Source organism: Proteus mirabilis HI4320 (assembly GCF_000069965.1).
Taxonomy (GTDB): domain Bacteria; phylum Pseudomonadota; class Gammaproteobacteria; order Enterobacterales; family Enterobacteriaceae; genus Proteus; species Proteus mirabilis.
Window position 1 is genome coordinate 1,522,374 of the sequence record NC_010554.1, and the last position, 20,507, is coordinate 1,542,880.

Annotated in this window: 23 protein-coding genes; 8 read left to right on the top strand and 15 right to left on the bottom strand. The window is 37.3% G+C overall.

What is annotated here, in order from left to right; translation table 11 throughout:
- The first annotated feature begins 166 nt into the window (after positions 1-166).
- On the top strand, positions 167-550 hold the full coding sequence (locus PMI_RS06955; protein ID WP_012367994.1) for a DUF805 domain-containing protein: 384 nt from the start codon (positions 167-169) through the stop codon (positions 548-550).
- Positions 551-819: 269 nt separating this feature from the next.
- On the opposite strand, the gene phoH is transcribed toward PMI_RS06955, so the two are convergent.
- On the bottom strand, positions 820-1,605 hold the full coding sequence (phoH, locus tag PMI_RS06960) for a phosphate starvation-inducible protein PhoH (RefSeq protein ID WP_012367995.1): 786 nt from the start codon (positions 1,603-1,605) through the stop codon (positions 820-822).
- Between the two features lie 346 nt (positions 1,606-1,951).
- On the opposite strand from phoH, the gene PMI_RS06965 reads away from it, so the two are divergent.
- Complete coding sequence (locus PMI_RS06965; RefSeq protein ID WP_012367996.1) at positions 1,952-2,395, top strand: methyltransferase family protein; 444 nt, start codon at positions 1,952-1,954, stop codon at positions 2,393-2,395.
- A gap of 10 nt (positions 2,396-2,405) precedes the next feature.
- Here PMI_RS06965 and PMI_RS06970 read toward each other — a convergent pair whose 3' ends face one another.
- Positions 2,406-3,383 carry an endonuclease gene (locus tag PMI_RS06970; RefSeq protein ID WP_004243194.1) on the bottom strand — a complete coding sequence of 326 codons (978 nt, stop codon included), beginning with the start codon at positions 3,381-3,383 and terminating at the stop codon, positions 2,406-2,408.
- A 254-nt stretch (positions 3,384-3,637) separates the two neighbouring features.
- Here PMI_RS06970 and PMI_RS06975 point away from each other — a divergent pair, with 254 nt between their 5' ends.
- Positions 3,638-3,820 carry a hypothetical protein gene (locus PMI_RS06975; protein ID WP_004248195.1) on the top strand — a complete coding sequence of 61 codons (183 nt, stop codon included), beginning with the start codon at positions 3,638-3,640 and terminating at the stop codon, positions 3,818-3,820.
- 5 nt (positions 3,821-3,825) lie between these two features.
- Here the strand turns inward: PMI_RS06975 and PMI_RS06980 are convergent, their stop codons facing one another.
- The 5 genes from PMI_RS06980 to PMI_RS07000 form a co-directional block, all read right to left on the bottom strand.
- The gene (locus tag PMI_RS06980; protein WP_004243197.1) at positions 3,826-4,314 is read right to left on the bottom strand and encodes a threonine/serine exporter; all 489 of its coding nucleotides are present in this window, start codon (positions 4,312-4,314) and stop codon (positions 3,826-3,828) included.
- Positions 4,290-5,093, bottom strand: a complete 804-nt coding sequence (locus PMI_RS06985) for a threonine/serine exporter family protein (protein ID WP_004243198.1) — start codon at positions 5,091-5,093, stop codon at positions 4,290-4,292. Before PMI_RS06985 ends, PMI_RS06980 begins: the two co-directional genes overlap by 25 nt.
- A gap of 189 nt (positions 5,094-5,282) precedes the next feature.
- Positions 5,283-6,110 carry a DUF4435 domain-containing protein gene (locus tag PMI_RS06990; RefSeq protein WP_004243199.1) on the bottom strand — a complete coding sequence of 276 codons (828 nt, stop codon included), beginning with the start codon at positions 6,108-6,110 and terminating at the stop codon, positions 5,283-5,285.
- Entirely contained in the window at positions 6,097-7,191 is a 1,095-nt protein-coding gene (locus PMI_RS06995; protein WP_004248199.1) for an AAA family ATPase, read from the bottom strand. The genes PMI_RS06990 and PMI_RS06995 overlap by 14 nt, the downstream gene beginning before the upstream one ends.
- A 203-nt stretch (positions 7,192-7,394) precedes the next feature.
- Entirely contained in the window at positions 7,395-7,805 is a 411-nt protein-coding gene (locus tag PMI_RS07000) for a hypothetical protein (RefSeq protein WP_004243201.1), read from the bottom strand.
- Positions 7,806-8,124: 319 nt separating this feature from the next.
- Here PMI_RS07000 and PMI_RS07005 point away from each other — a divergent pair, with 319 nt between their 5' ends.
- The gene (locus PMI_RS07005) at positions 8,125-8,796 is read left to right on the top strand and encodes a YidX family protein (protein ID WP_012367997.1); all 672 of its coding nucleotides are present in this window, start codon (positions 8,125-8,127) and stop codon (positions 8,794-8,796) included.
- A 127-nt stretch (positions 8,797-8,923) separates the two neighbouring features.
- On the opposite strand, the gene PMI_RS07010 is transcribed toward PMI_RS07005, so the two are convergent.
- From PMI_RS07010 to PMI_RS07025, 4 genes are all read right to left on the bottom strand, one after another.
- Positions 8,924-9,361 (bottom strand): universal stress protein, encoded by a 438-nt coding sequence (locus PMI_RS07010; protein ID WP_004243203.1) that lies wholly within the window; start codon positions 9,359-9,361, stop codon positions 8,924-8,926.
- A 66-nt stretch (positions 9,362-9,427) separates the two neighbouring features.
- Positions 9,428-9,766: a hypothetical protein gene (locus tag PMI_RS07015; protein WP_004243204.1), complete on the bottom strand. Its 339-nt coding sequence runs from the start codon at positions 9,764-9,766 to the stop codon at positions 9,428-9,430.
- Between the two features lie 115 nt (positions 9,767-9,881).
- Positions 9,882-10,310, bottom strand: a complete 429-nt coding sequence (locus PMI_RS07020; RefSeq protein ID WP_004243205.1) for a universal stress protein — start codon at positions 10,308-10,310, stop codon at positions 9,882-9,884.
- 146 nt (positions 10,311-10,456) lie between these two features.
- A complete protein-coding gene (locus tag PMI_RS07025; protein ID WP_012367998.1) occupies positions 10,457-11,347 on the bottom strand; it encodes an NAD(P)H-hydrate dehydratase in 891 nt (296 codons plus the stop codon).
- A gap of 290 nt (positions 11,348-11,637) precedes the next feature.
- On the opposite strand from PMI_RS07025, the gene PMI_RS07030 reads away from it, so the two are divergent.
- From PMI_RS07030 to PMI_RS07045, 4 genes are all read left to right on the top strand, one after another.
- On the top strand, positions 11,638-11,859 hold the full coding sequence (locus tag PMI_RS07030) for a DUF2594 family protein (RefSeq protein WP_012367999.1): 222 nt from the start codon (positions 11,638-11,640) through the stop codon (positions 11,857-11,859).
- A 278-nt stretch (positions 11,860-12,137) separates the two neighbouring features.
- Positions 12,138-12,500, top strand: coding sequence for a hypothetical protein (locus tag PMI_RS07035; RefSeq protein ID WP_004248202.1), 363 nt, complete (start codon positions 12,138-12,140; stop codon positions 12,498-12,500).
- Positions 12,501-12,717: 217 nt separating this feature from the next.
- Positions 12,718-13,695, top strand: a complete 978-nt coding sequence (gene hemB, locus PMI_RS07040; RefSeq protein ID WP_012368000.1) for a porphobilinogen synthase — start codon at positions 12,718-12,720, stop codon at positions 13,693-13,695.
- Between the two features lie 154 nt (positions 13,696-13,849).
- Positions 13,850-14,314, top strand: coding sequence for an HIT family protein (locus tag PMI_RS07045; RefSeq protein ID WP_004243211.1), 465 nt, complete (start codon positions 13,850-13,852; stop codon positions 14,312-14,314).
- An 85-nt stretch (positions 14,315-14,399) separates the two neighbouring features.
- Here the strand turns inward: PMI_RS07045 and PMI_RS07050 are convergent, their stop codons facing one another.
- The 4 genes from PMI_RS07050 to betB all read right to left on the bottom strand — a co-directional run bounded on the left by PMI_RS07050 (position 14,400) and on the right by betB (position 20,492).
- Positions 14,400-15,677 (bottom strand): cytosine deaminase, encoded by a 1,278-nt coding sequence (locus tag PMI_RS07050; protein ID WP_012368001.1) that lies wholly within the window; start codon positions 15,675-15,677, stop codon positions 14,400-14,402.
- On the bottom strand, positions 15,667-16,917 hold the full coding sequence (gene codB / locus PMI_RS07055) for a cytosine permease (RefSeq protein WP_004248204.1): 1,251 nt from the start codon (positions 16,915-16,917) through the stop codon (positions 15,667-15,669). Before codB ends, PMI_RS07050 begins: the two co-directional genes overlap by 11 nt.
- A gap of 386 nt (positions 16,918-17,303) precedes the next feature.
- A complete protein-coding gene (gene betA, locus PMI_RS07060) occupies positions 17,304-18,971 on the bottom strand; it encodes a choline dehydrogenase (protein WP_004250946.1) in 1,668 nt (555 codons plus the stop codon).
- A gap of 45 nt (positions 18,972-19,016) precedes the next feature.
- The gene (betB, locus tag PMI_RS07065) at positions 19,017-20,492 is read right to left on the bottom strand and encodes a betaine-aldehyde dehydrogenase (protein WP_004243216.1); all 1,476 of its coding nucleotides are present in this window, start codon (positions 20,490-20,492) and stop codon (positions 19,017-19,019) included.
- Positions 20,493-20,507: the final 15 nt, after the last annotated feature.

The following is a 20,507-nucleotide window of genomic DNA, read 5'->3' on the forward strand; positions in this document are numbered from 1 at the left end:
AACATATTGAACTTAATTTATTTATATTTTTAGAGTGAAAAATTCAAAAACAATAGCAAATAATAATTTTATTATCTTCAATTGATTATTAGAATTTGACTGAGTCAAAAAATAATAGAGATTAACCTAAATCTATGTATTTTTACTATTGAATTAAGGATGAAAAATGAATTGGTACTTAGAGGTTATTAAAAATAATTATGCTAATTTTTCAGGTCGTGCGCGTCGAAAAGAATATTGGATGTTTATAGTGGTAAATACCATTATTTTAGCTGTGTTATATGGGATCATGTTCTCTTCTATCGACAGTTATACTGGTGAAATGAGTGGTACAGGCTTTGCTGCTTTGATTATTATCGGTATCTACTCTTTAGCAACTATTATTCCTAATATTGCCGTGACAGTGCGCCGTTTTCATGACCAAGATAGATCTGGTTGGATGATTTTATTATCATTTATTCCTTTCGTTGGCGGACTGATCCTGTTTATTTTTATGTGCTTAGATGGTACTAGAGGTGAAAATAGATTTGGTCTTGATCCTAAAGCCTAATAGCTAATTAATTTCTATCTTAATACAGTGAGTAAACTATTTATATAATTTACTTACTGTATTGATTCTCCTTTCTCTTACAGTTACTTCTCTTATCCCCTATTAGCATAGGATTTTATGCCTGATTATTTTAAGTAATATTATCCACATACTATTATGCTCATGTATGCCATATAGTAATTTAAATAACATGAATGTTTTTTATCGGCAGCATATTAATACTCTTATTTAATATGCTGCCTTTTTTATTGCTATGCTAAAGAAATATTTTAATCACTATATGCTGCTAATACATGCTGACATAGACTAGAACGCACACAATCTTCTTCATTAAATTTAATGACACCAACACGCTCATTAGCTTGAAAACGACTTAGTGCATCTGCTAATCCTGAATTTACATTGGCAGGTAAATCGCATTGAGTAATATCACCGTTAACAATCACTGTCACATTTTCTCCCATTCGCGTTAAAAATAATTTCATTTGATTAATGGTGACATTTTGCGCTTCATCCAATATGACAAATGCATTTTCAAAAGTACGTCCTCGCATATAGGCAAATGGGGCTATTTCAACTTTGCCTATTTCAGGCCGTAAACAATATTGTAAAAAAGAGGCGCCTAAACGTTTAACTAATACATCATAGACAGGACGAAAATAAGGCGCGAATTTTTCTGCTATATCGCCAGGAAGAAAACCTAAATCTTCATCAGCTTGTAATACAGGCCGAGTAACAATAATTCGCTCTATCTCTTTATTAATAAGGGCATCAGCAGCCATTGCTGCACTTAAAAACGTTTTACCACACCCCGCTTCCCCTGTTGCAAAAACCAAATTTTGATGTTTAATAGCGTTCATATATTGGCGTTGAACTTCATTGCGAGGAGAGAGTGTTCGTTGATCACGTTTCTCTCTCGCCATACCAATTGTTTCTAGATCCCCAAATCCTGGTAAAACCATAACATTATCTCGATGGGCGGCATTACGTTGCTCTTTACGTAATGTACGTTTATTTTCTCTACGTAAACGTGTTGCTACTTTTTGTCTACTCATAATGGTATTTACCTTTGTTAGTCTCAAAAAGTCATCAGAACAATCATTGTTTGACTAGAAAATAAGGTGAGCCTCCCTCAGACTCTATTGCGCTGTAGAAAACAAAAAAGCCGGTCACAAACTTGAGCATTAAACATCAATGCACAGTTGCTACCAGCTTTGTCTTGGTGATTTAAAATTTTGATTGCTTCTGTCATTCATATTCCCCATCATGGAGTTAGAGTGAAAATTAACGAAGCTTTATGACAGTATAATGACAGAACAAAAATTTTTTCAATATTTAAGTCATTAATAACGCGATTAAGTTAACATTTTGCTAACAAAGAGCGCTATTGAGGGGAATAAAATGCGTTTTTTAAAATTACCTTTTATTTATTGGCTGCTACTCAATTGCATCCCATTTATTGGCTTTGAACTACACTCAGGCAATATAAAACCCGGTGTTTTTTTCTATTTAGGTGCTCTAACGATCATCACTTCAGGGATTTGGCTATTTTTCTGCCTTTACTTTTTTATCAAACATAATACATCTCCTAACCCTCACCAGACACCGCGCCATTTAGTCACCACAGGTCCATATAAAATAAGTAGAAATCCTATGTATCTTGGCTTTCTCGATATTAGTATTGGGCTGTTTTTTATTTTTGGTAACTGGGGATTTTTAGGGGCTGCGCTTGCCTTCTACTTTATTACCGATCGCTATACTATTGTGCAAGAAGAGAAAATATTAAGTGAGCGGTTTCCACAAGCGTGGCGACAATATTGCCGCCACGTTCGACGCTGGATATAACAGATGTAGACTAAAGCGCTTTACAGTTATTTGCTAATCGGTAACCCGCTTTAGTTGCTTCATTTTCGGTTTTAAAATATACCGCATTTTTATCTGACATGGTTCTATAACCAGTACAGTGTGAAAAATGATAAATTTTACTATTTAGATTACCTTTGATCTGCTCATCTTGGGAGACTGTGGGCGCTTTAGGCATTTCTATTTTGTCAGTTGTAGGACGATATGTTGCAGTTAATCCTGCACCACTATTTTTATGTCCTAACTGCCACTTCATTTGTCCCGTAACAAAGGGATTATGATGCCCAACAATGTTAGCAATTCGATTATCTCGCTCTCTTTCCCACGGTGTTGGTGGGTAAGCTTTATCCCATGCCATAAAAAGCTGTTGTTGTTGACGTGACATTGAGAGGTTATAACGATCATGTAAGTAGAAATAGACACGTGCAACTTGGCCTTTCACCTCATTACGAGGCTCAAAGGTGCGAGAAGCAAAATCGACCCGACTGCGACACTGGCCATATTGATAAGGCGCTTGAGATGATAATTGACCAAAGCTAAAATTACTGCGATCACCATTCACCTCTCCAATCGAAGGCGCTAGATTATGTAAATCAGCCTCAATTTTGCCAAAAATAGGATCGTTTTTAACACAGTTAGCTCGCCCACCATTTTGCCAGCATTGACGTTGATGACCAAAAACCCAAGCAGGGACGATATGTTCCCATTCAATGCGTGAAGCTCGGGTGGCTTGTGCCCTCACTTGATAACCACAACTGGCTAAATTAACACGTCCCCCCGATTTTCCTACCCACTCCCAATGACAACCACAATACAGCGTACCTTGGTTGTTTTGATTTTGATCATAATAAATGCGTTCTCTGGCTAGCTGTTTTGCTTTAGTGAAATTTTCCGGTGCCTGTGCGGATACATTTAGCGTAATAATAAATAAACCTAACGCTAAAACAATATAGTGTAATATTTTTCTCAAAGTGCTATCTACCTTATACTCTCTTTTATTAAACCTAATAAGATTTATTATTAAATAACCAACTAATAATCTTATTTTTATTTGCGCTTACCATACCTTTTTTATTTATTTGAAGATATCTTTTTAATTCATTTTTTGATGGATTTACTAAAACAATACAAATGAAAAGTGCTAGAAAAAGGCGCTATTCATGTCATTGTGTAAAAACATCTTTGCTATGGTTTAAAGATTGGTATTTTAATGGAATAGATAAAATGAATGAGAATATGCTGAATTTAATGAATGAGCTCGTGGAAATAACCAAAAAGCATGCGAACAATGAAGATGTTAAAGCGCATGCTAATTTAGAGTCAGAAAATAAATTAAGAATTCAAATTATTATTTCTGGTAAAAACGAACTGGATATTACATTAAATTCGCTACAACATGCGGTATAAAGCATTTATACACTGGGACGTTTACGATATAACCACAATCCTGGTAAAGATAGCCCAATAGAAAGAGCACCCACAATAAATGAAGCTTTAAGAAAATTAGTCACTAAAGCTTCAAAAATTTCTTCGCTATAGCCTATTTGAGTCAACTTCACCACGGAGATCATCGCAACATAAGCATTGATCCCAGGAAACATAGGAATAATCGCTGCAACAGTGAAAACTTTTGGATGAGCTAACCACCAGCGTGACCATTGAATACCTATACAACCGACTAGAATAGCGGCACAAAAGCTTGCCCACTCAATATTCATACCACTTATCATTAATACCGTACGAGAGCCATGCCCTATTGCACCTAACAACGCACAATATTTTAATGCACGTAACGGTACATTAAATACCATTGCAAACCCCACCGCAGGTATTGCCGCTAAAATCATATCTTCAATTAGCGTTAGAATAATGTTGATTATGCCCAATCTCTTAACTCCCATACTGCCATCGCTAAAATAACCCCTAAGCAGGTAGCAAGTGTTAACATCGTCGCCATCGCCCAGCGTGCGAGTCCTGTATTAACATGACCTTTAAACATATCAGCAACAGCATTAATTAAAGGAAATCCAGGAACTAATAATAGAACGCTCGCGGCCATTGATATAGTGGCAGTAACTTGAAAATAAGGGAGTTTTAGCAATAAACCTGATACTGATGTCGCAACAAATGCCGTAATACAAAAGTTGATTAAAGGATTTACTTGACGATGAGTGAGGAGCTGACGAACCCACATTCCCATTCCTCCCCCCAAAGCAGAGACTAAAAAGCCATCCCAATCACCGCCATTCAATTTGGAAAAACATCCACAAGAAAGTGCAACCATAACAATAATTATCCAACGTGGATAACGTAGTGGTTTGATATGTTCAAAACGTTTCCTTGCTTCATCAATATCCGCGAGATGATGCTCAACTAAAATAACAATGTGCTGAACTTCGGTAACAACATGCATATTGATACCACGATCAACAATTTTTCGTGTTGAGGTTTGGCAATGACCATTAACTATTGTCGTTAATACCACCGCATTGGCTGAAATGGCCGTTTCAACTTGATGAACGCCTAAAGCCAGCCCAAGTCGCGTTGAGAGCTGTTCAACCAACATACTTTCAGCACCATGTTGTAACAACAATAGCGCCGTTTGAATACATAATTTCGTAATTTCACGCTGTTTATCTTGTGAAATGGCATATTCTTCAGCCATTATCTGATTATCCATACTACGCCTTAGTATTTATCAAAAAACGCGCCATAACCAATTGAAAGCTTATCAGTATAGTTCAATCATGACGCTATCGTCTTTCTATACTATTATGAATAATTAAAATATTTAAGGCTGAAAGTAGATCAAAGTTTTCTCTTACTATCATATGATTGTAATAAATATAAAATATAGTGATTATATTTCTCAAATAGTATTGATATTAGTCATCATATGTTGCCAAAGGAAATCAAGATCTTCCGGAATAGGTTGTGAATTAAATAACTGTTTTTTAAGTTCTTTTTCTTTTATATTACCAATATGAGAAATAAGCACAGGATAAACTACATTTTTAAAAAAATGTTTCCCGTGTATATATTGTTTTAATTGTTGATCTACTGTGCATGCATTTATTTCTTGCTTTTTATGCTTGAGTTTTTCTAATAATTGAGAAGGCTCAAGATATTGATGCCACTTTTGTAAAATTTGTTCAATTTTTACTGTATCATTGCTTGTATTAAGTTCTAATAACGATTCTTTAAATCCCAAACTTCTTAATCCTTCCCATAAAGGATTAATGATTGCCCATACCGCAGCATGATTTCGCCAATTTTCAAGCTGAGTCTCGATATCTTTCCTTAATGTTTCACATCCATTTTCTATGCTATTTTTCTTATTTTCAGGTAATGCAGACCAAATTTCATCAGGAAGAACAAGATAGTTCTCAATACAAAAACGAGGAAGAATGAATAAATTGGGTAATTGTTCTTGTTTTTCCTCAATTTTAGCATTATCCCATTCATCTCTATCGACAATACCAAGCCAATCTTGTTCTTGGGCTAAAATATCCAACATATTTTGTTTCTTGCCCGTGCTAGCAATAACCCAATACTGTTCCCAACTAGGAAACTTTTTTCTTAAAAAAGCGCCAAAAGCTAACTCATCATCACTGCCTTCAACTAATAATACTTTTTTAGTTGAGCTACCTACTTGTTGATCTTTTATTCGATTAATTGTTCCATCAATTTTCGACATTCACCGATCCTTTTAGCAAAGTAAGATCAATACGTGAACCAAAATTTTCATAGCGTTGCCAAACTTCTGTTGAGTGTGACGTTAAAATTAACTGCCCTTTCTTATTAGCCACAATATTTTCGATAGCCGCTAAGAGAGGTGCTATAACAGAAGGATGTAGATGTAGATCAGGTTCATCTATTAATACAATTCCTCCTGGTTTTAGCCAACGTTGGATTGTAAATAACATAATAAGTATTTGATGTTCGCCAGAACTTAACTCATCAAACGTATGTTGCCTTCCATTTGATAAAATAATCTGTTGACGTGTACCTGGAAGAATTTCACTATCAATTCTTTTATCTGAAAAAAAGTAATTTAAACTCTTTATCATGTTAGGGTATTCATTAGGCAGTGTCGCTTTTAAATTAAACAGTGAAGTTTCTATTTGCCCATTCCAATCATTAGTCACCGTATAAGTCGCGAGCCATGCTTGGTTAAGATCGTCTGGGTATAATGATTTTCTCGTTGCTGTTGGATTTACCCATTTACGCGCTTCTGCATCTAAATAGACAATATTAGGAATAGATAATTCTGGATCCAATTCATTATAAAGTGATTGAATACGTCTTTTCCCTAAATATTTATAGGTCTCAATCAGATTATCATTATGTTTATTTTCACTAGATGGAAAATATAATTTATTTTTCTTTTTATTATTTGAAATTTCACCTATCCACATTACATCTAAATAGTTTGTTACTACTTGGGAAAAAAAATCATCTGAACCATAAAAAAGTCCAATTTTAATCTTATCATCAGAAGAAAGATTAAAATCTTCAAAAATAATAGCGATCCCTCCCCAACGTTCTAACCATTTTCGTGTATTGCTCGCTGGAGCTAACGGTTGTTCAGTACTTAGCCAAATACCTAATGCTTCCCATAAAATAGCTATGCCCCGTAATAAAGTCGATTTACCACAACCATTATTACCGGTAAATAAAACTTGAGCTTCAATCTCATTAGACCAATCATCTTCTAACTTAATAACACCATCAGCTAATGGTCCTACAGATTGTGTATAAATTGAACTAATTCTCATTGGAATGCCCTGAAATGTTTACTTTAATAGCTAAAATACCATCTCTTTATTCTCGCGTCTTTACCTCTTTCACACAACGATAAAATATTCTCTTTCTATTGTTAACTTACATCATCAATATGACTATTACGCTTTCAAATTAGTATAAAAGCACCTTAGGATGCTTTTATACCTAACTTAACTTATTCATAATCCTTTATTTATTATTTATTGCCCAGAAGTTTATTAGCTTGAGCATAAGCCCCATCAAGGGTTTCTTCAACAAAGATAGGTACACCGTACACCGCAGAAACAACGGGAGATAACTGCATCAGTTGCTCTTTATCATTTGTTTGTTGATTGACGGTCATGATCATTCCAGCACAATATTGACTTAATGGCATTTTCCCTGTTTTCAGCCAGCGTCTAACGGCTTTCATGCCCTCCATATCCTCTTGTTCATTTTTCTTGTTGATAGGTGGGTAAACCAATACAAAGTTTTGTTTTTGAGCAAGCACTAAGTCCATTTCAGCAATCCAGTTATTAGCATGCTCTAACGTTTCTGGGAAAACCTGCATGGTAATAATGGGAAATTGGTCAACAGACATTATTGTAAAATTGTTATTATTCAACATATTGTTATCTCTCAGTCATTATCTTTACTTTAGATTAGAATAATTATCATTTACATTCAATAAAAAAGGCTCTTTATTAGTGCACTGATCGCATTAATAGACAATTTTTGTCAGCAATAAATTTCTATCGACTTATATTATATTTATTCTTTTAATATATAAAACACTATAATTATTTTATATATTCTTTATAATTATTTTATTTTTAATAAATAAGCTATTCATAAAATGACCACTTTATAAATTTGAAAATATATTTAAAGTCATTTAAAGATTATCATGACAGAATTCATTAATTTATAACTAAGAGAAAATTAATATGGTAAGTTTTTTGAGAACAAAGTCCGCTGTCTTATTATCAATAGTTATTTTTCCTATTTTCTTTTTATTATCAGGCTGTTTTTCATTCGGGTTAATGTTATCAACTAAAAATGATAATGGCTATCATCGTTCTCATTGGAAAGGCGATTCAATTACCGCACTCTCTCTAGCAAAAGATAGTAACGGTACTAGCGGATGGGTATTTATTGGTGAGCATTTTGATTATTTATTAATAAGAGGTGGAGATAACGCAGTAAATATTTTAAGAGATCCTCTTATCCACCATGATAAATTGAGCGTAGAAAATCCAGTTGAATTTATTATTGATAATCAAAAGAAGCAATTTAATGGGAAAATTAAAATAAATTATAACTGGATAACTCAAACCGATAAAGAAGCAGCACTAACTTACGGTTTTATATGTAAAAAAGATATAAACACCTGTTCACTAAAAATAGATAATTTACTTGGAACAGTTCATCAAAAAAATAAAGAACAAAAAAATGAGTATTTACTACCTTTTAACCATCCCTTTAATGTTGAATTCTACCAATACAAAGAAAATCTTATTGGTGCCAGCACACCAAGAATATTATTACCCGTTACTTTGGCGCTAGATATAGTTACATCTCCTTTACAATTGCTGATGATCCCAATACTAAGCAAGTAGTATCGATAAAATAATTGATTATCAAACACTAAATATTCTAGTTTGATTAATAAGGAGATAGTGTTACCTCTATCTCCTTTTATACCATATTATACTATGATGTTAGCCTATTTCATCGCTTATAGGATTAACGCACAACCAACACAGATTGTTTGGCGTAAGCCACAATTCCTGATGCATTAGAGCCTAATAAATGAGTTGAAATGCTAGGACGACGAGAGCCAACGACAATTAAATCCGCTTTAATTTTTTCTGCCAGCTCTAACACTTTATCTCTTGCTGAGCCAAATGCGGCAGAGAAATCAACTTGCTCTTTAGGTAAATCTACAGAATTAGCTAATTCTTGCAGTTGTTCTTGAACTCGTTCAATCGCTTTATTAGCAAAAGAGCTTAACATATCATAATGGTAGCTATAACTAATTGAAAAACGTGAAACATCAGGAATAGCATGAAACAAATGGATCTTAGCCCCTTCAAGCTTTGCAATATAAACAGCGTGTTGTAAAGCCTTTTCGGTTAATTCATCTTCTGAAATATCCACAGGCACTAGAATTGTCTTATACATAGCAACTCCTCATTATTAATTATCGTCTGTTTGTTATTTTGATTTTTTCAACCAACAGTATGATTGCTAATCCTCTTCAAGATGCCATTTATGTAATTGTCGATGAATAAAAGGGGTCACCACTAATCCAATCGATAAAATAAAAACACACTGAAGAAACAAACCATAAATCGCAATAAAAAAACGCCCTGTTGGTGTTGCAGGCGCAGGCTCTACCGGTTGACCACTTAACATTGATATTGCGTTTAATGAGGACTCCATAAAAGTATGTCCTTCAATAAAATAGAACCCTAGCACGCCCGGTAATAATCCTAAAAAAAAGAATACAGTACCTATTATATAGTAGCGTAGAATACGTAGAATAAAATGGTCGAGCCTTAAAAGTTCTTGTGTAAATTTTTCCATCCCATTGACTCTATTAATGCGCAACCCAATGAAAATAATTTAATAATGGTAAAATAGATAATTTAAAAGAGAAAAAATAGGTTATGAAACCTCATAACCTATTAGCATGTGTCAATTAACGAACCACTAACACAGAAATATCTGCATAACGAACAACGCCTGCGGCCGTAGAGCCTAATAAATGTGTGCTAATGTTGGGTCTGCGAGAGCCGATAACAATTAAATCTGCTTGAATATCTTTTGCTGTCGTTAAAATTTCATCACGGGGAGAGCCAAAAGTGACAGTGTAAGCCACTTTTTCAGCAGGCAGATCCACCGAATCCACCAACATTTGCATATCATTTTCGGCTTTTACTGTCGCTTTGTCTTTAATTTCGGGATAACCCAGTGAATAAGCATTAATAATGGCTGAAGAGATAGGAAGCACATGGATAAGATGTAAATTAGCTCCTGTTTCTTTGGCTAAATAAACAGCATGGCGTACTGCTTTACTGGTTAACTCTTCTTCTACAATATCGATAGGCACTAAAATTGTTTTATACATAATAACTCCTCTCAACTCTCCATTTGCCTTAATAGTATCGCAATAACCTCAAGATTACTGTGAGTCAATTAACTAAAACCAACCTAATATCAATTATCAATCGGCTTTAAGTATTAATGAGTTACTACAAAAAATAAACTACTCAGTTAAAATAAATCAGTGCTGTGCTGTTGGTGGGTTGCCCACATTTGGTTGCGAACCGCACGGATGGTATCAATAAGCTCTGATGCGGTTAATCCTATTGGCCCTATTCCTTGTTTTATTAATTGGTCTGCGGCAATACCATGTATCCATACGGCACTCGGCACAGCCTCTGCGATTGGCATACCTTGTGCTAAAAAACTTGCCATGACACCGGTTAATACATCACCGCTCCCTGCTGTCGATAATCCACTGTTCCCTGTTGTATTTACTGTGATATTTCCTTGAGGTGAAGCAATCACCGTTCCTTGTCCTTTCACTATGGCCCAGCAATGATATTGGCGTGTAATTTCTATTGCTGCTTGTTGACGGTTATTTTGAATATCAGCAACATCACAATGAAGTAAAGTTGCGGCCTCTTTCGGATGGGGCGTTAATACACAATTAGCGGTTAAATTCGTGTTAATATGCGATAAGTTTAATTGAGCCAATAACACCAGCGCATCGGCATCAAAAACATAAGGTATTTTCTCGTTACGTTGTGCTAGTACTGTAGTCAGCAATTGTTCCGAATCAGAGGAGAGCCCTAAACCGCAGCCAATCGCCCATGCTGATATTTGTGGTTGCTCTAATAATGTTATGGCTGTTTGTAGCATCAGTTCGGGTGCACTATCAATAAAAGGCAGTGGCAATTGTGGTTGTGCAAAGCCCAAAAAGACTTTACCACACCCTGCTTTAAGCGCACTTTTTCCCGCCAAAACAATCGCACCACTCATGCCTTCTGAGCTGCCGATAATGGCTAATGTACCAAAAGTGCCTTTATGTGTATTTCCCATATTTCGCTGAGCGAGTGCAGGATAGTGAGATATTGCTTGTAATAGTTGCTCTCTGTTCATCTATTATTCCTCATATTCCTCACCTTTTATTGCTGAGTGTTTATTTTTATATCAAACCGCATTAAACGGTAATGGGTAATTTAAAGTATAGCGTGATATCGATGACATAATCATAATAAGAGTGTGCTAGCGGAAATGATTTCTTATCTACTATTTGTTTATTCGTTTTATTCATTTATTTCTTTTATGGGCGATAAGAAAAGCTATTCATACCAGATGAATACAATGTTATTCTGTTACTAGGCATTATTTTTAGGTTAATAAACAAACGATATAAAGGGAAATTCACCATGAATGAGAAGTTTAAAACACAAGCAGATGTTGAAACATTAGCGCAAGAAGTTGCATGCCTAAAAACGCTTGTGACTTATATGTTAAAAGCATTAGGTCAAGCAGATGCTGGACGCGTTATCTTAAATATTGAGCGAGCTATTTCCGAAGTTGCTGATGAACAACAAGCAGAAACCTTCCGCAACACATTAAACCAAATTAAAACAGCTTATCGTCAATAATGATATTGACGTCATCAAAGTGCAATTGCGCATGATTTTAATTTATTGTCGCTTCTTTTTGTGCTGCACAAATAAGCAAAAAGTAAATCTGAAAAGTCTATATACTTAATTCCGAAATAAACCATTCTTTATTCATTTAACTGCCCCTCTATTGTTATAGAGGGGATTTTTTTATCTGTAATAAATAACTAATGTTAATCCTATTCTGATTTAACGCTATATGGGTTTATATGTTACACTTACAGTGTACGCACCAAAAATAAACCATGAGGCTTATAATGAAACCACTTCTGTTATCCCTGCTTTTACTTCCTGCTGTTGCATTTGCTAACCCAAGTAAAATGGCTGAAGATTATTGCAATACATTCAAAGATATCTCAGTAAAAGCTTATGATACTAATGAAGCGCCTGAGAAAATCGCCAAAGACGCATTAGCAACATTGAAATCTCAAAACTTTGATTTTGCAAAACTAGATGCAACGGAAGCTGATTTTTCTAATGGCACCGTTGAAGTTGTTAAATCTTTACGTGATGCAAAAGCAGAAATTGGTTCACGTGAAGAGTTCCAAGAAGGCTTAACGCAAATTGTTGCGGCATGTAAAATTCAAATGGATTCTGTTTTACAAGAGCAGAAAAAATAATCCATTGACTGCCTTAAATGATTAAGCGCAGAGTCCAAGGAGCAGAAATAATCCTGCTCTTTTTTTATTAAAACTCCCCTATTTCATTTCTTACGTTTAACCCTGCTAACTTTTCCCTGCCGCTATTTATTGTGCATGATAGTATCCATCTATTGCGATTAAGGTTTATAATACTTTAGTAAATAATCATTAGAACTGGCCATAACAAGGAGATATTGTGAGCAACGAACAATCCATCCAGCGATTAAGAAGACTACGCCAGTCAGAGAACCTGCGCGCGCTGTTTCAAGAAACGACACTCAGCAAAAATGATCTAGCCCTACCTATTTTCGTTGAAGAAGGCTTAGAGGATTATCAGCCGATCAAAAGTATGCCAGGTGTGGTACGTATTCCTGAAAAACGCCTTGCTTATGAAATTGAGCGTATCGCTAAAGCGGGTATCAAAACGGTCATGACCTTTGGTGTCTCACACCATCTTGATGAAACAGGTAGCGACGCTTGGAAAAGCGACGGTCTAGTTTCTCGCATGTCTCGTATTTGTAAAGATGCTGTACCAGAAATGATTGTTATGTCAGATACTTGTTTCTGTGAATATACTTCACACGGACACTGTGGCGTTTTACATGGTGAACATGTCGATAATGATGAAACTATCCATAATTTAGGTCTACAGGCGGTTGCCGCCGCACAAGCTGGTGCTGATTTTATTGCTCCCTCTGCCGCAATGGATGGTCAAGTTGCCGCTATTCGTGCTGCATTAGATCAAGCAGGATTTACCGATACCGGTATTGTTTCCTACTCAACTAAATTTGCTTCTGCATTATATGGCCCATTCCGTGATGCTGCTGGCTCTCGCTTAATTGGTGATCGTAAAACATATCAAATGAATCCGATGAATCGTCGGGAAGCTATCCGCGAATCATTGATTGATGAGCAAGAAGGTGCGGATATGTTAATGGTTAAGCCTGCTGGTGCTTATTTAGATATTATTCGTGATGTTCGTGAACGTACACTATTACCGTTAGCAGCCTACCAAATTAGTGGGGAGTATGCGCAAATCAAATTTGCTGCATTAGCGGGTGCTATCGATGAAGATCGCGTGGTAATGGAAACACTAGGCTCCATTAAACGCGCAGGTGCTGATTTAATTCTCTCTTACTTTGCGCTTGATTTAGCAGAAAGAAATCTACTTTAATCACCCTTGTATCTAGATGACAAGTGAATAGATCACTAGGAATCTTCAGTATATGACTAACCCCACCACTAAAAACATGGCGGTTAGATACGCTAAATACTTCAAGTTATAACGATAATTTGAAGTATTTTTCACCCTATATTATGAGGCGACTATGGATAACTGTATTTTCTGTCAAATTGTAGCGGGAAAAGCACCTTGCCATAAAATTTGGGAGGATGAACATCATCTTGCGTTTCTTTCAATCTTCCCTAATACCAAGGGTTTTACGGTTGTTATTCCGAAAAAACACTATCCAAGTTATGCTTTTGATTTAAGCGATGAAGCCTTAGCGTTATTGATCATCGCCACTAAAAAAGTGGCAAAAATCCTAGATAAAACATTCCCAGATGTGTCACGCACGGGAATGTTTTTTGAAGGTTTTGGCGTTGATCATGTTCATAGCAAACTCAGCCCAATGCACGGCACGGGTGATATGACAAAATGGGCGCCCATTGAAAACAAACAAAAGGTTTTCTTTGATAACTACCCTGGCTATCTTTCATCTCATGATTTTGAGCGCGCAAATGATGAGGAATTAGCGCAATTAGCTGCGCTTATTCGCCAAAATAGTCAGTAATTGATCCAGCCATAATAAACTAATAGCAATAACGGATAAGCATTTATTACTTATCCGTTATTAGTTAATATTGCACAATTATTCTTTATTTATACGTAATTCGCGTTGGCTTAGCTAACATAATTTCTGTCTTAGCCGGCTCGGTTTGTGCAATCACTTTACCGTGACGAATAGAGTAACGTACAGGGACTTGACGACGTAAAGCATCAAAACCATTTTCAGCAGGAAGAATAATAAAGTTAGCACTATTACCGACTTCCACACCATAATCCGTTAATGCCAATGTTTTTGCACTATTATGACTGATAAGTTGTAATCCATTATCAATTTGCCCATAGCCCATTAACTGACAAACATGTAACCCCATATGCAGCACTTGTAGCATATTTGCTGTACCTAATGGATACCATGGATCAAAGACATCGTCATGACCAAAGCAAACATTAATACCACTCGCTAACATCTCTTTGACACGGGTGATCCCCCGACGTTTTGGATAACTATCAAAACGCCCTTGCAAATGGATATTCACTAATGGATTGGCTACAAAATTAATGCCTGACATTTTTAATAAACGAAATAAACGCGAAGTATAAGCGCCATTATAAGAGTGCATAGCGGTTGTATGACTTGCTGTTACCCGTGAGCCGATATTTTCTTTATGTGCTAATGCAGCAACGGTTTCAACAAAACGCGATTGTTCATCATCAATTTCATCACAATGCACATCAATAAGTCGATCGTATTTCAGCGCTAATGCGAAGGTTTTATGTAGTGACTCCACGCCATACTCACGGGTAAATTCAAAGTGCGGGATTGCCCCCACAACATCCGCACCTAATTTCAAGGCCTCTTCTAATAATGCTTCGCCATTAGGGTAAGATAATATCCCTTCTTGGGGAAATGCCACAATTTGTAAATCAACCCAAGGTTTGACTTCTTGTTTGACTTCTAACATGGCTTTTAAAGCCGTTAACGATGCATCAGAAACATCAACATGGGTTCTTACATGCTGAATACCATTGGCGATTTGCCATTGTAATGTTTGCCACGCCCGTTGTTTAACATCATCATGGGTGAGTAATGCTTTTCTTTCTGCCCAACGCTCAATACCTTCAAATAAGGTTCCTGATTGATTCCAGTTTGGCTGTCCTGCTGTCTGCGTGGTGTCTAAATGAATATGAGGTTCAACAAAAGGAGCGTGAACCAATCCACCTTGTGCATCTAACCCTTGGGGATGAAAATCGCTTTGCGGTTGTGGCTCAATGGCTGCAATCTGGTTATTTTTAACTGTAATGCGCCATAAACCTTCTTTTCCAGCTAAACGAGCATGATTAATTTGTTCTATATTTTTACCCAGCATGACTTATCTCCGCTTGTCGAGCTGTACGACGATTTAATATTGGATTTAATACCGCGTAACTGATTGCGCCACCTAATACGGCATTAACAGGTACGATCCCTGGTAACCAGTGACCGGCAGCAATACCGATGGCCACAGCAAGTAAGGCTACCCAGTTCACATTTTGCATTTTGTCAGCATTGAATTGATTATACCGCGCTCTATTCATCAGATAATCTGCAATAATAACGCCACCTACAGGGGGGATCGCCGCGGATAGAAAGGTTAACCAACCAACAAAATTATTATAAAGCCATAGCGCACACAATGTGCCGATAATGCCATTAACCACAGATAATTTTTTACTGGATAACCCTGTGATATTGGCAAAACCTAACCCTGATGCATATAACGCATTATCATTGGTCGTCCAGATATTTAAACCTAATACAATGATCGCCGGCAGTAATAAACCTTGCGCTATCATCACATCGGAAATATCCGCCATGCCTAATGATGCCGCTCCCGCAGCACCAAAGACAAACATCAAAGTATTTCCTAAGAAAAAAGCCACAATAGCGACAATCACGGCAATTTTAGGGTTACGTCCAAAACGAACAAAATCCGCCGTTAATGTACCGGCACTAATAAAAGAGCCTACCACCATGGCAAGGGCTAAATTAAAATCAAGTTGTTCGGCAGGCTTCACAGCCATTAGTGTATTAAGCCCTCCCATATCATGTACCGCAAGATATACCGAGTAACTTCCTAGGATAGCAATAGCAGGAACCGCAATAATGGAGAGGATAGTTAATGCAGAGATACCAAAAAACACGGTGATAGTCATTAAAATTCCTGATATTGCAATCAGGAGATTAATATCAATCCCCGTGGCTTTACCAACGGGAATAGCAAACATCGCAACACCGACACCAAACCAACCGACTTGTGTACCACCGAGTAAAAATGAGGGAAGCCAAGAGCCTTTAATACCAAAAGAGTAACGAGCAAGAAGATGAGTGGTGAGACCTGTTTTAGAACCAATAAAACCAAGAAATGCGGTGTAAATACCAAGGAGAAGATTACCGATAAGAACTGCGAGGAAGAAATCATTAAAGGAGAGACCAGTACCAAGAGCGCCGCCAGTCCACATACTGGCTGAAAAAAACGTTAATCCCAACATCACAAAGGTTAACGCTAATCCACCCTTTCTTGCGGATATGGGCACCGGGCCCTGACTATAATTGTTGTCCTGAGACACTTTAACCCCCTATTCATTTCACCAGGCCAAAAAATCTGACGCATTCTATCGGCATAAAAATTTTATGCAAACGTTTTCGTACTCTGTTTATGATAATTAATGGGATCGGTGATAGAAAAAAAATTGATATATCTCACATCAATCCTGATGTTATGGTTGTTTTACTTGAGTCACTCGACTTATTTAAAATGATTGTAAAAAGGAGATTGCTTTAGAAATATTTATGATAACAATGGAAAGTTCATAATCATTTAATTATGAAAAAATACATAAATAATATTTAATAAAACTTAAAAAAATAAAATAATAACGAAAAAAGAAGCTTTACTTTCAGTCACAAAAAAGAGGAATTTTCATTCCTCTTGACTATTGTTTTGATAAGTTAATTAATTTCTTCTGGCAGGTGAATGTCCAGCAACATAGTAATCTGCTTGGCTTGCTGGCAATGGTTTAATGCCTTTAATTTTGTCTGCCATTTTTTCAGCAATCATAATGGTTGTCGCATTTAAATTGCCAGTAATTATATTGGGCATAATGGAAGCATCAATAACTCTTAAGCTTTCTATACCATGAACGCGTCCGGCACCATCTACGACGGCCATTTCATCATTTCCCATTTTACAACTACCACAAGGGTGAAATGCTGTTTCTGCCCGTTCACGTACAAAAGCATCCAGCTGTTCATCCGTTTGAATATCTTTCCCCGGACTAATTTCTTCACCGCGATAGGGATCTAATGCAGGTTGCGCCATAATTTCTCTCGTGATACGAATAGCAGCCCTAAACTCTTGCCAATCTTGCTCTGTTGACATGTAATTAAACAAGATGCTTGGATGCTGATGTGGATCTCGTGAGGTTATTTTTATACGTCCGCGACTGGGTGAACGCATCGACCCCACATGAGCTTGAAAACCATGCACTTCCACTGCATTACTGCCATTATAATTAATCGCCACTGGTAAAAAGTGAAACTGAATATTTGGCCAAGCAAACTTTTCACTTGAGCGAATAAAACCCCCTGCTTCAAATTGATTGCTCGCGCCAATACCCGTTCCTTTAAATAACCACTCGGCACCAATTTTAGGTTGGTTATACCATTTTAACGCCGGATAAAGTGAAACGGGTTGTTTGCATTCATATTGCAGATACATCTCTAGATGATCTTGCAAATTCTGCCCTACACCCGGTAAAACATGTACTGGCGAAATATCAAACTCGTTGAGAACATCTTCAGGGCCGACACCTGAGCGTTGTAAGATTTGTGGTGATGCAATCGCCCCGGCACAAAGCAGTATTTCTTTACGTGCTTTCACATGCTGTGGCGTGGTATTCGTTCCTTTAAAATAGCGCACACCACTTGCTTTTTTACCCTCAAATTCAATAATATCGGTTGTAGCATGTGTCTCAATAGTTAAGTTTTTGCGCGATTTAGCTTGGTCAAGATAACCCCGTGCCGTACTGGCTCGACGCCCATGGGGGGTTACCGTTCTATCCATAGGGCCAAATCCTTCTTGCTGATAACCATTGAGATCATCAGTTCTAGGATATCCAGCTTGTACACCGGCTTCGACCATCGCATGGAATAAAACATTATTCCCCTTTTTCGGTGTAGTCACACTAACAGGCCCACTATCACCATGATAATCATTAGCCCCAATATCTCGGGTTTCTGCTTTACGAAAATAGGGTAAGCAATTTAAATAATTCCAATCTTCAAGGCCGGGTAATTTGGCCCACTCATCAAAATCCATCGCGTTACCACGAATGTAACACATACCATTAATGAGTGATGATCCTCCTAATCCTTTACCTCGACCGCACTCCATGCGGCGGTTATTCATATGTGGCTCAGGCTCTGTTTCATAAGCCCAATTATAGCGTCTACCCTGTAACGGATAAGCTAATGCTGCTGGCATTTGTGTGCGAAAATCGAACCTGTAGTCCGGTCCTCCAGCTTCAAGGAGCAGCACAGTAACATCAGGATCTTCTGTCAAGCGGGTAGCAAGAACGTTACCGGCTGAACCAGCACCGATAATAATGTAGTCATAGACCATTGTTATCTCCTCTGTTTCAGTCATTAAAATTAAAAATAGAATGGATTAAAAAACGGATGAAAACTCCCCAAGTTCAACTTGAATAGATTTGATTTGAGTGTAATTTTGTAGTGTGACAAGCCCATTTTCACGGCCAACACCGGAATGTTTATAACCACCAACAGGCATTTCTGCTGCAGATTCACCCCAAGTATTGATCCAGCAAATTCCGGCTTCTAATTGATGTATAACGCGATGTGCCGTTGTCAGATCTCGAGTCACCAAGCCTGCGGCTAATCCATAGACACTATTATTGGCGCGTAAAATAACTTCATCTTCTGTTTGATAACTTAAAATGCTCATTACAGGGCCGAAGATTTCGTCCTGCGTGATTTTCATATCATCAGTACAATCGGTAAATACCGTTGGCGCCACATAAGCCCCTTTCGCCAATGCACCAGCGAATAAACGTTCACCACCACAAAGTAGTTTTGCACCTTGAGCTTTACCTAACTCGATATAGCTTAAAACTTTTTCAAGATGAGGGAAGCTGACTAATGGTCCAAAGTTGGTATCCATTTCCAGTGGTGAACCAACGCGAATACGAGAGACACGCTCAATGATTTTAGCTTCAAAAGCTTGTTTTAACTTTTCTGGCACAAATACGCGTGTTCCATTGGTACATACTTGTCCTGAACTATAGAAATTAGCCATCATGGCGATATCGGCTGCGGTATCAAGATCGGCATCATCAAAAATAATTAACGGTGACTTACCACCTAGCTCCATAGTGACATCTTTTAAGCTTGATGAAGAAGCGCTCGCCATCACTTTTTTCCCAGTATCGATCCCCCCCGTAAATGAGACCTTAGCGATATCAGGGTGCTGCGTTAGCCATTGCCCTACAGTGGCATCACCCGTGACCACATTAAATACCCCTTGAGGCAAACCCGCTTCAGTATATATTTCAGCCAATTTTAATGCCGTTAATGATGTCATTTCACTCGGTTTAAAAATCATCGCATTACCTGCTGCTAATGCAGGTGCTGATTTCCATAACGCAATTTGAATTGGATAATTCCATGCACCAATGCCGGCAACAACACCTAATGGCTCACGACGGGTGTAAACAAAAGCGCTGTCACGTAGTGGGATCTGCTCCCCTTCTAGGGCAGGAATAAGACCCGCATAGTATTCCAATACATCAGCACCGGTGACAATATCGACATAACGTGTTTCAGACAGGGGTTTACCGGTGTCTAACGTTTCTAAATGCGCTAACTCATCATTACGTTCACGTAAAATATCCACGGCACGTCGAAGAATACGGGAGCGCGCCATCGCAGGCATGGCAGCCCATATTTTTTGTCCTTGCTTTGCACTTTCTACCGCCCAATTAATATCTTCTTCACAGGCTGATTGTAAATGTGCAATCACCTCACCTGTAGCAGGATTAATTGCGGCAAATTGTTCACATTCAGGTTGTGCGCAATCAACATATCCACCATGAATATAAAGCTTGTGTAACGGTGGGTTTTGCATATTTTCTCCTTTATA

Excerpts from the sequence above, each read along its gene's own strand:
- PMI_RS06955 (WP_012367994.1), top strand. The coding sequence starts at position 167 with ATGAATTGGTACTTAGAGGTTATTAAAAATAATTATGCTAATTTTTCA.
- phoH (WP_012367995.1), bottom strand. The coding sequence starts at position 1,605 with ATGAGTAGACAAAAAGTAGCAACACGTTTACGTAGAGAAAATAAACGT.
- PMI_RS06965 (WP_012367996.1), top strand. The coding sequence starts at position 1,952 with ATGCGTTTTTTAAAATTACCTTTTATTTATTGGCTGCTACTCAATTGC.
- PMI_RS06975 (WP_004248195.1), top strand. The coding sequence starts at position 3,638 with ATGAATGAGAATATGCTGAATTTAATGAATGAGCTCGTGGAAATAACC.
- PMI_RS06980 (WP_004243197.1), bottom strand. The coding sequence starts at position 4,314 with ATGGGAGTTAAGAGATTGGGCATAATCAACATTATTCTAACGCTAATT.
- PMI_RS06985 (WP_004243198.1), bottom strand. The coding sequence starts at position 5,093 with ATGGATAATCAGATAATGGCTGAAGAATATGCCATTTCACAAGATAAA.
- PMI_RS06990 (WP_004243199.1), bottom strand. The coding sequence starts at position 6,110 with ATGTCGAAAATTGATGGAACAATTAATCGAATAAAAGATCAACAAGTA.
- PMI_RS06995 (WP_004248199.1), bottom strand. The coding sequence starts at position 7,191 with ATGAGAATTAGTTCAATTTATACACAATCTGTAGGACCATTAGCTGAT.
- PMI_RS07000 (WP_004243201.1), bottom strand. The coding sequence starts at position 7,805 with ATGTTGAATAATAACAATTTTACAATAATGTCTGTTGACCAATTTCCC.
- PMI_RS07005 (WP_012367997.1), top strand. The coding sequence starts at position 8,125 with ATGGTAAGTTTTTTGAGAACAAAGTCCGCTGTCTTATTATCAATAGTT.
- PMI_RS07010 (WP_004243203.1), bottom strand. The coding sequence starts at position 9,361 with ATGTATAAGACAATTCTAGTGCCTGTGGATATTTCAGAAGATGAATTA.
- PMI_RS07015 (WP_004243204.1), bottom strand. The coding sequence starts at position 9,766 with ATGGAAAAATTTACACAAGAACTTTTAAGGCTCGACCATTTTATTCTA.
- PMI_RS07020 (WP_004243205.1), bottom strand. The coding sequence starts at position 10,310 with ATGTATAAAACAATTTTAGTGCCTATCGATATTGTAGAAGAAGAGTTA.
- PMI_RS07025 (WP_012367998.1), bottom strand. The coding sequence starts at position 11,347 with ATGAACAGAGAGCAACTATTACAAGCAATATCTCACTATCCTGCACTC.
- PMI_RS07030 (WP_012367999.1), top strand. The coding sequence starts at position 11,638 with ATGAATGAGAAGTTTAAAACACAAGCAGATGTTGAAACATTAGCGCAA.
- PMI_RS07035 (WP_004248202.1), top strand. The coding sequence starts at position 12,138 with ATGAAACCACTTCTGTTATCCCTGCTTTTACTTCCTGCTGTTGCATTT.
- PMI_RS07045 (WP_004243211.1), top strand. The coding sequence starts at position 13,850 with ATGGATAACTGTATTTTCTGTCAAATTGTAGCGGGAAAAGCACCTTGC.
- PMI_RS07050 (WP_012368001.1), bottom strand. The coding sequence starts at position 15,677 with ATGCTGGGTAAAAATATAGAACAAATTAATCATGCTCGTTTAGCTGGA.
- betA (WP_004250946.1), bottom strand. The coding sequence starts at position 18,971 with ATGGTCTATGACTACATTATTATCGGTGCTGGTTCAGCCGGTAACGTT.
- betB (WP_004243216.1), bottom strand. The coding sequence starts at position 20,492 with ATGCAAAACCCACCGTTACACAAGCTTTATATTCATGGTGGATATGTT.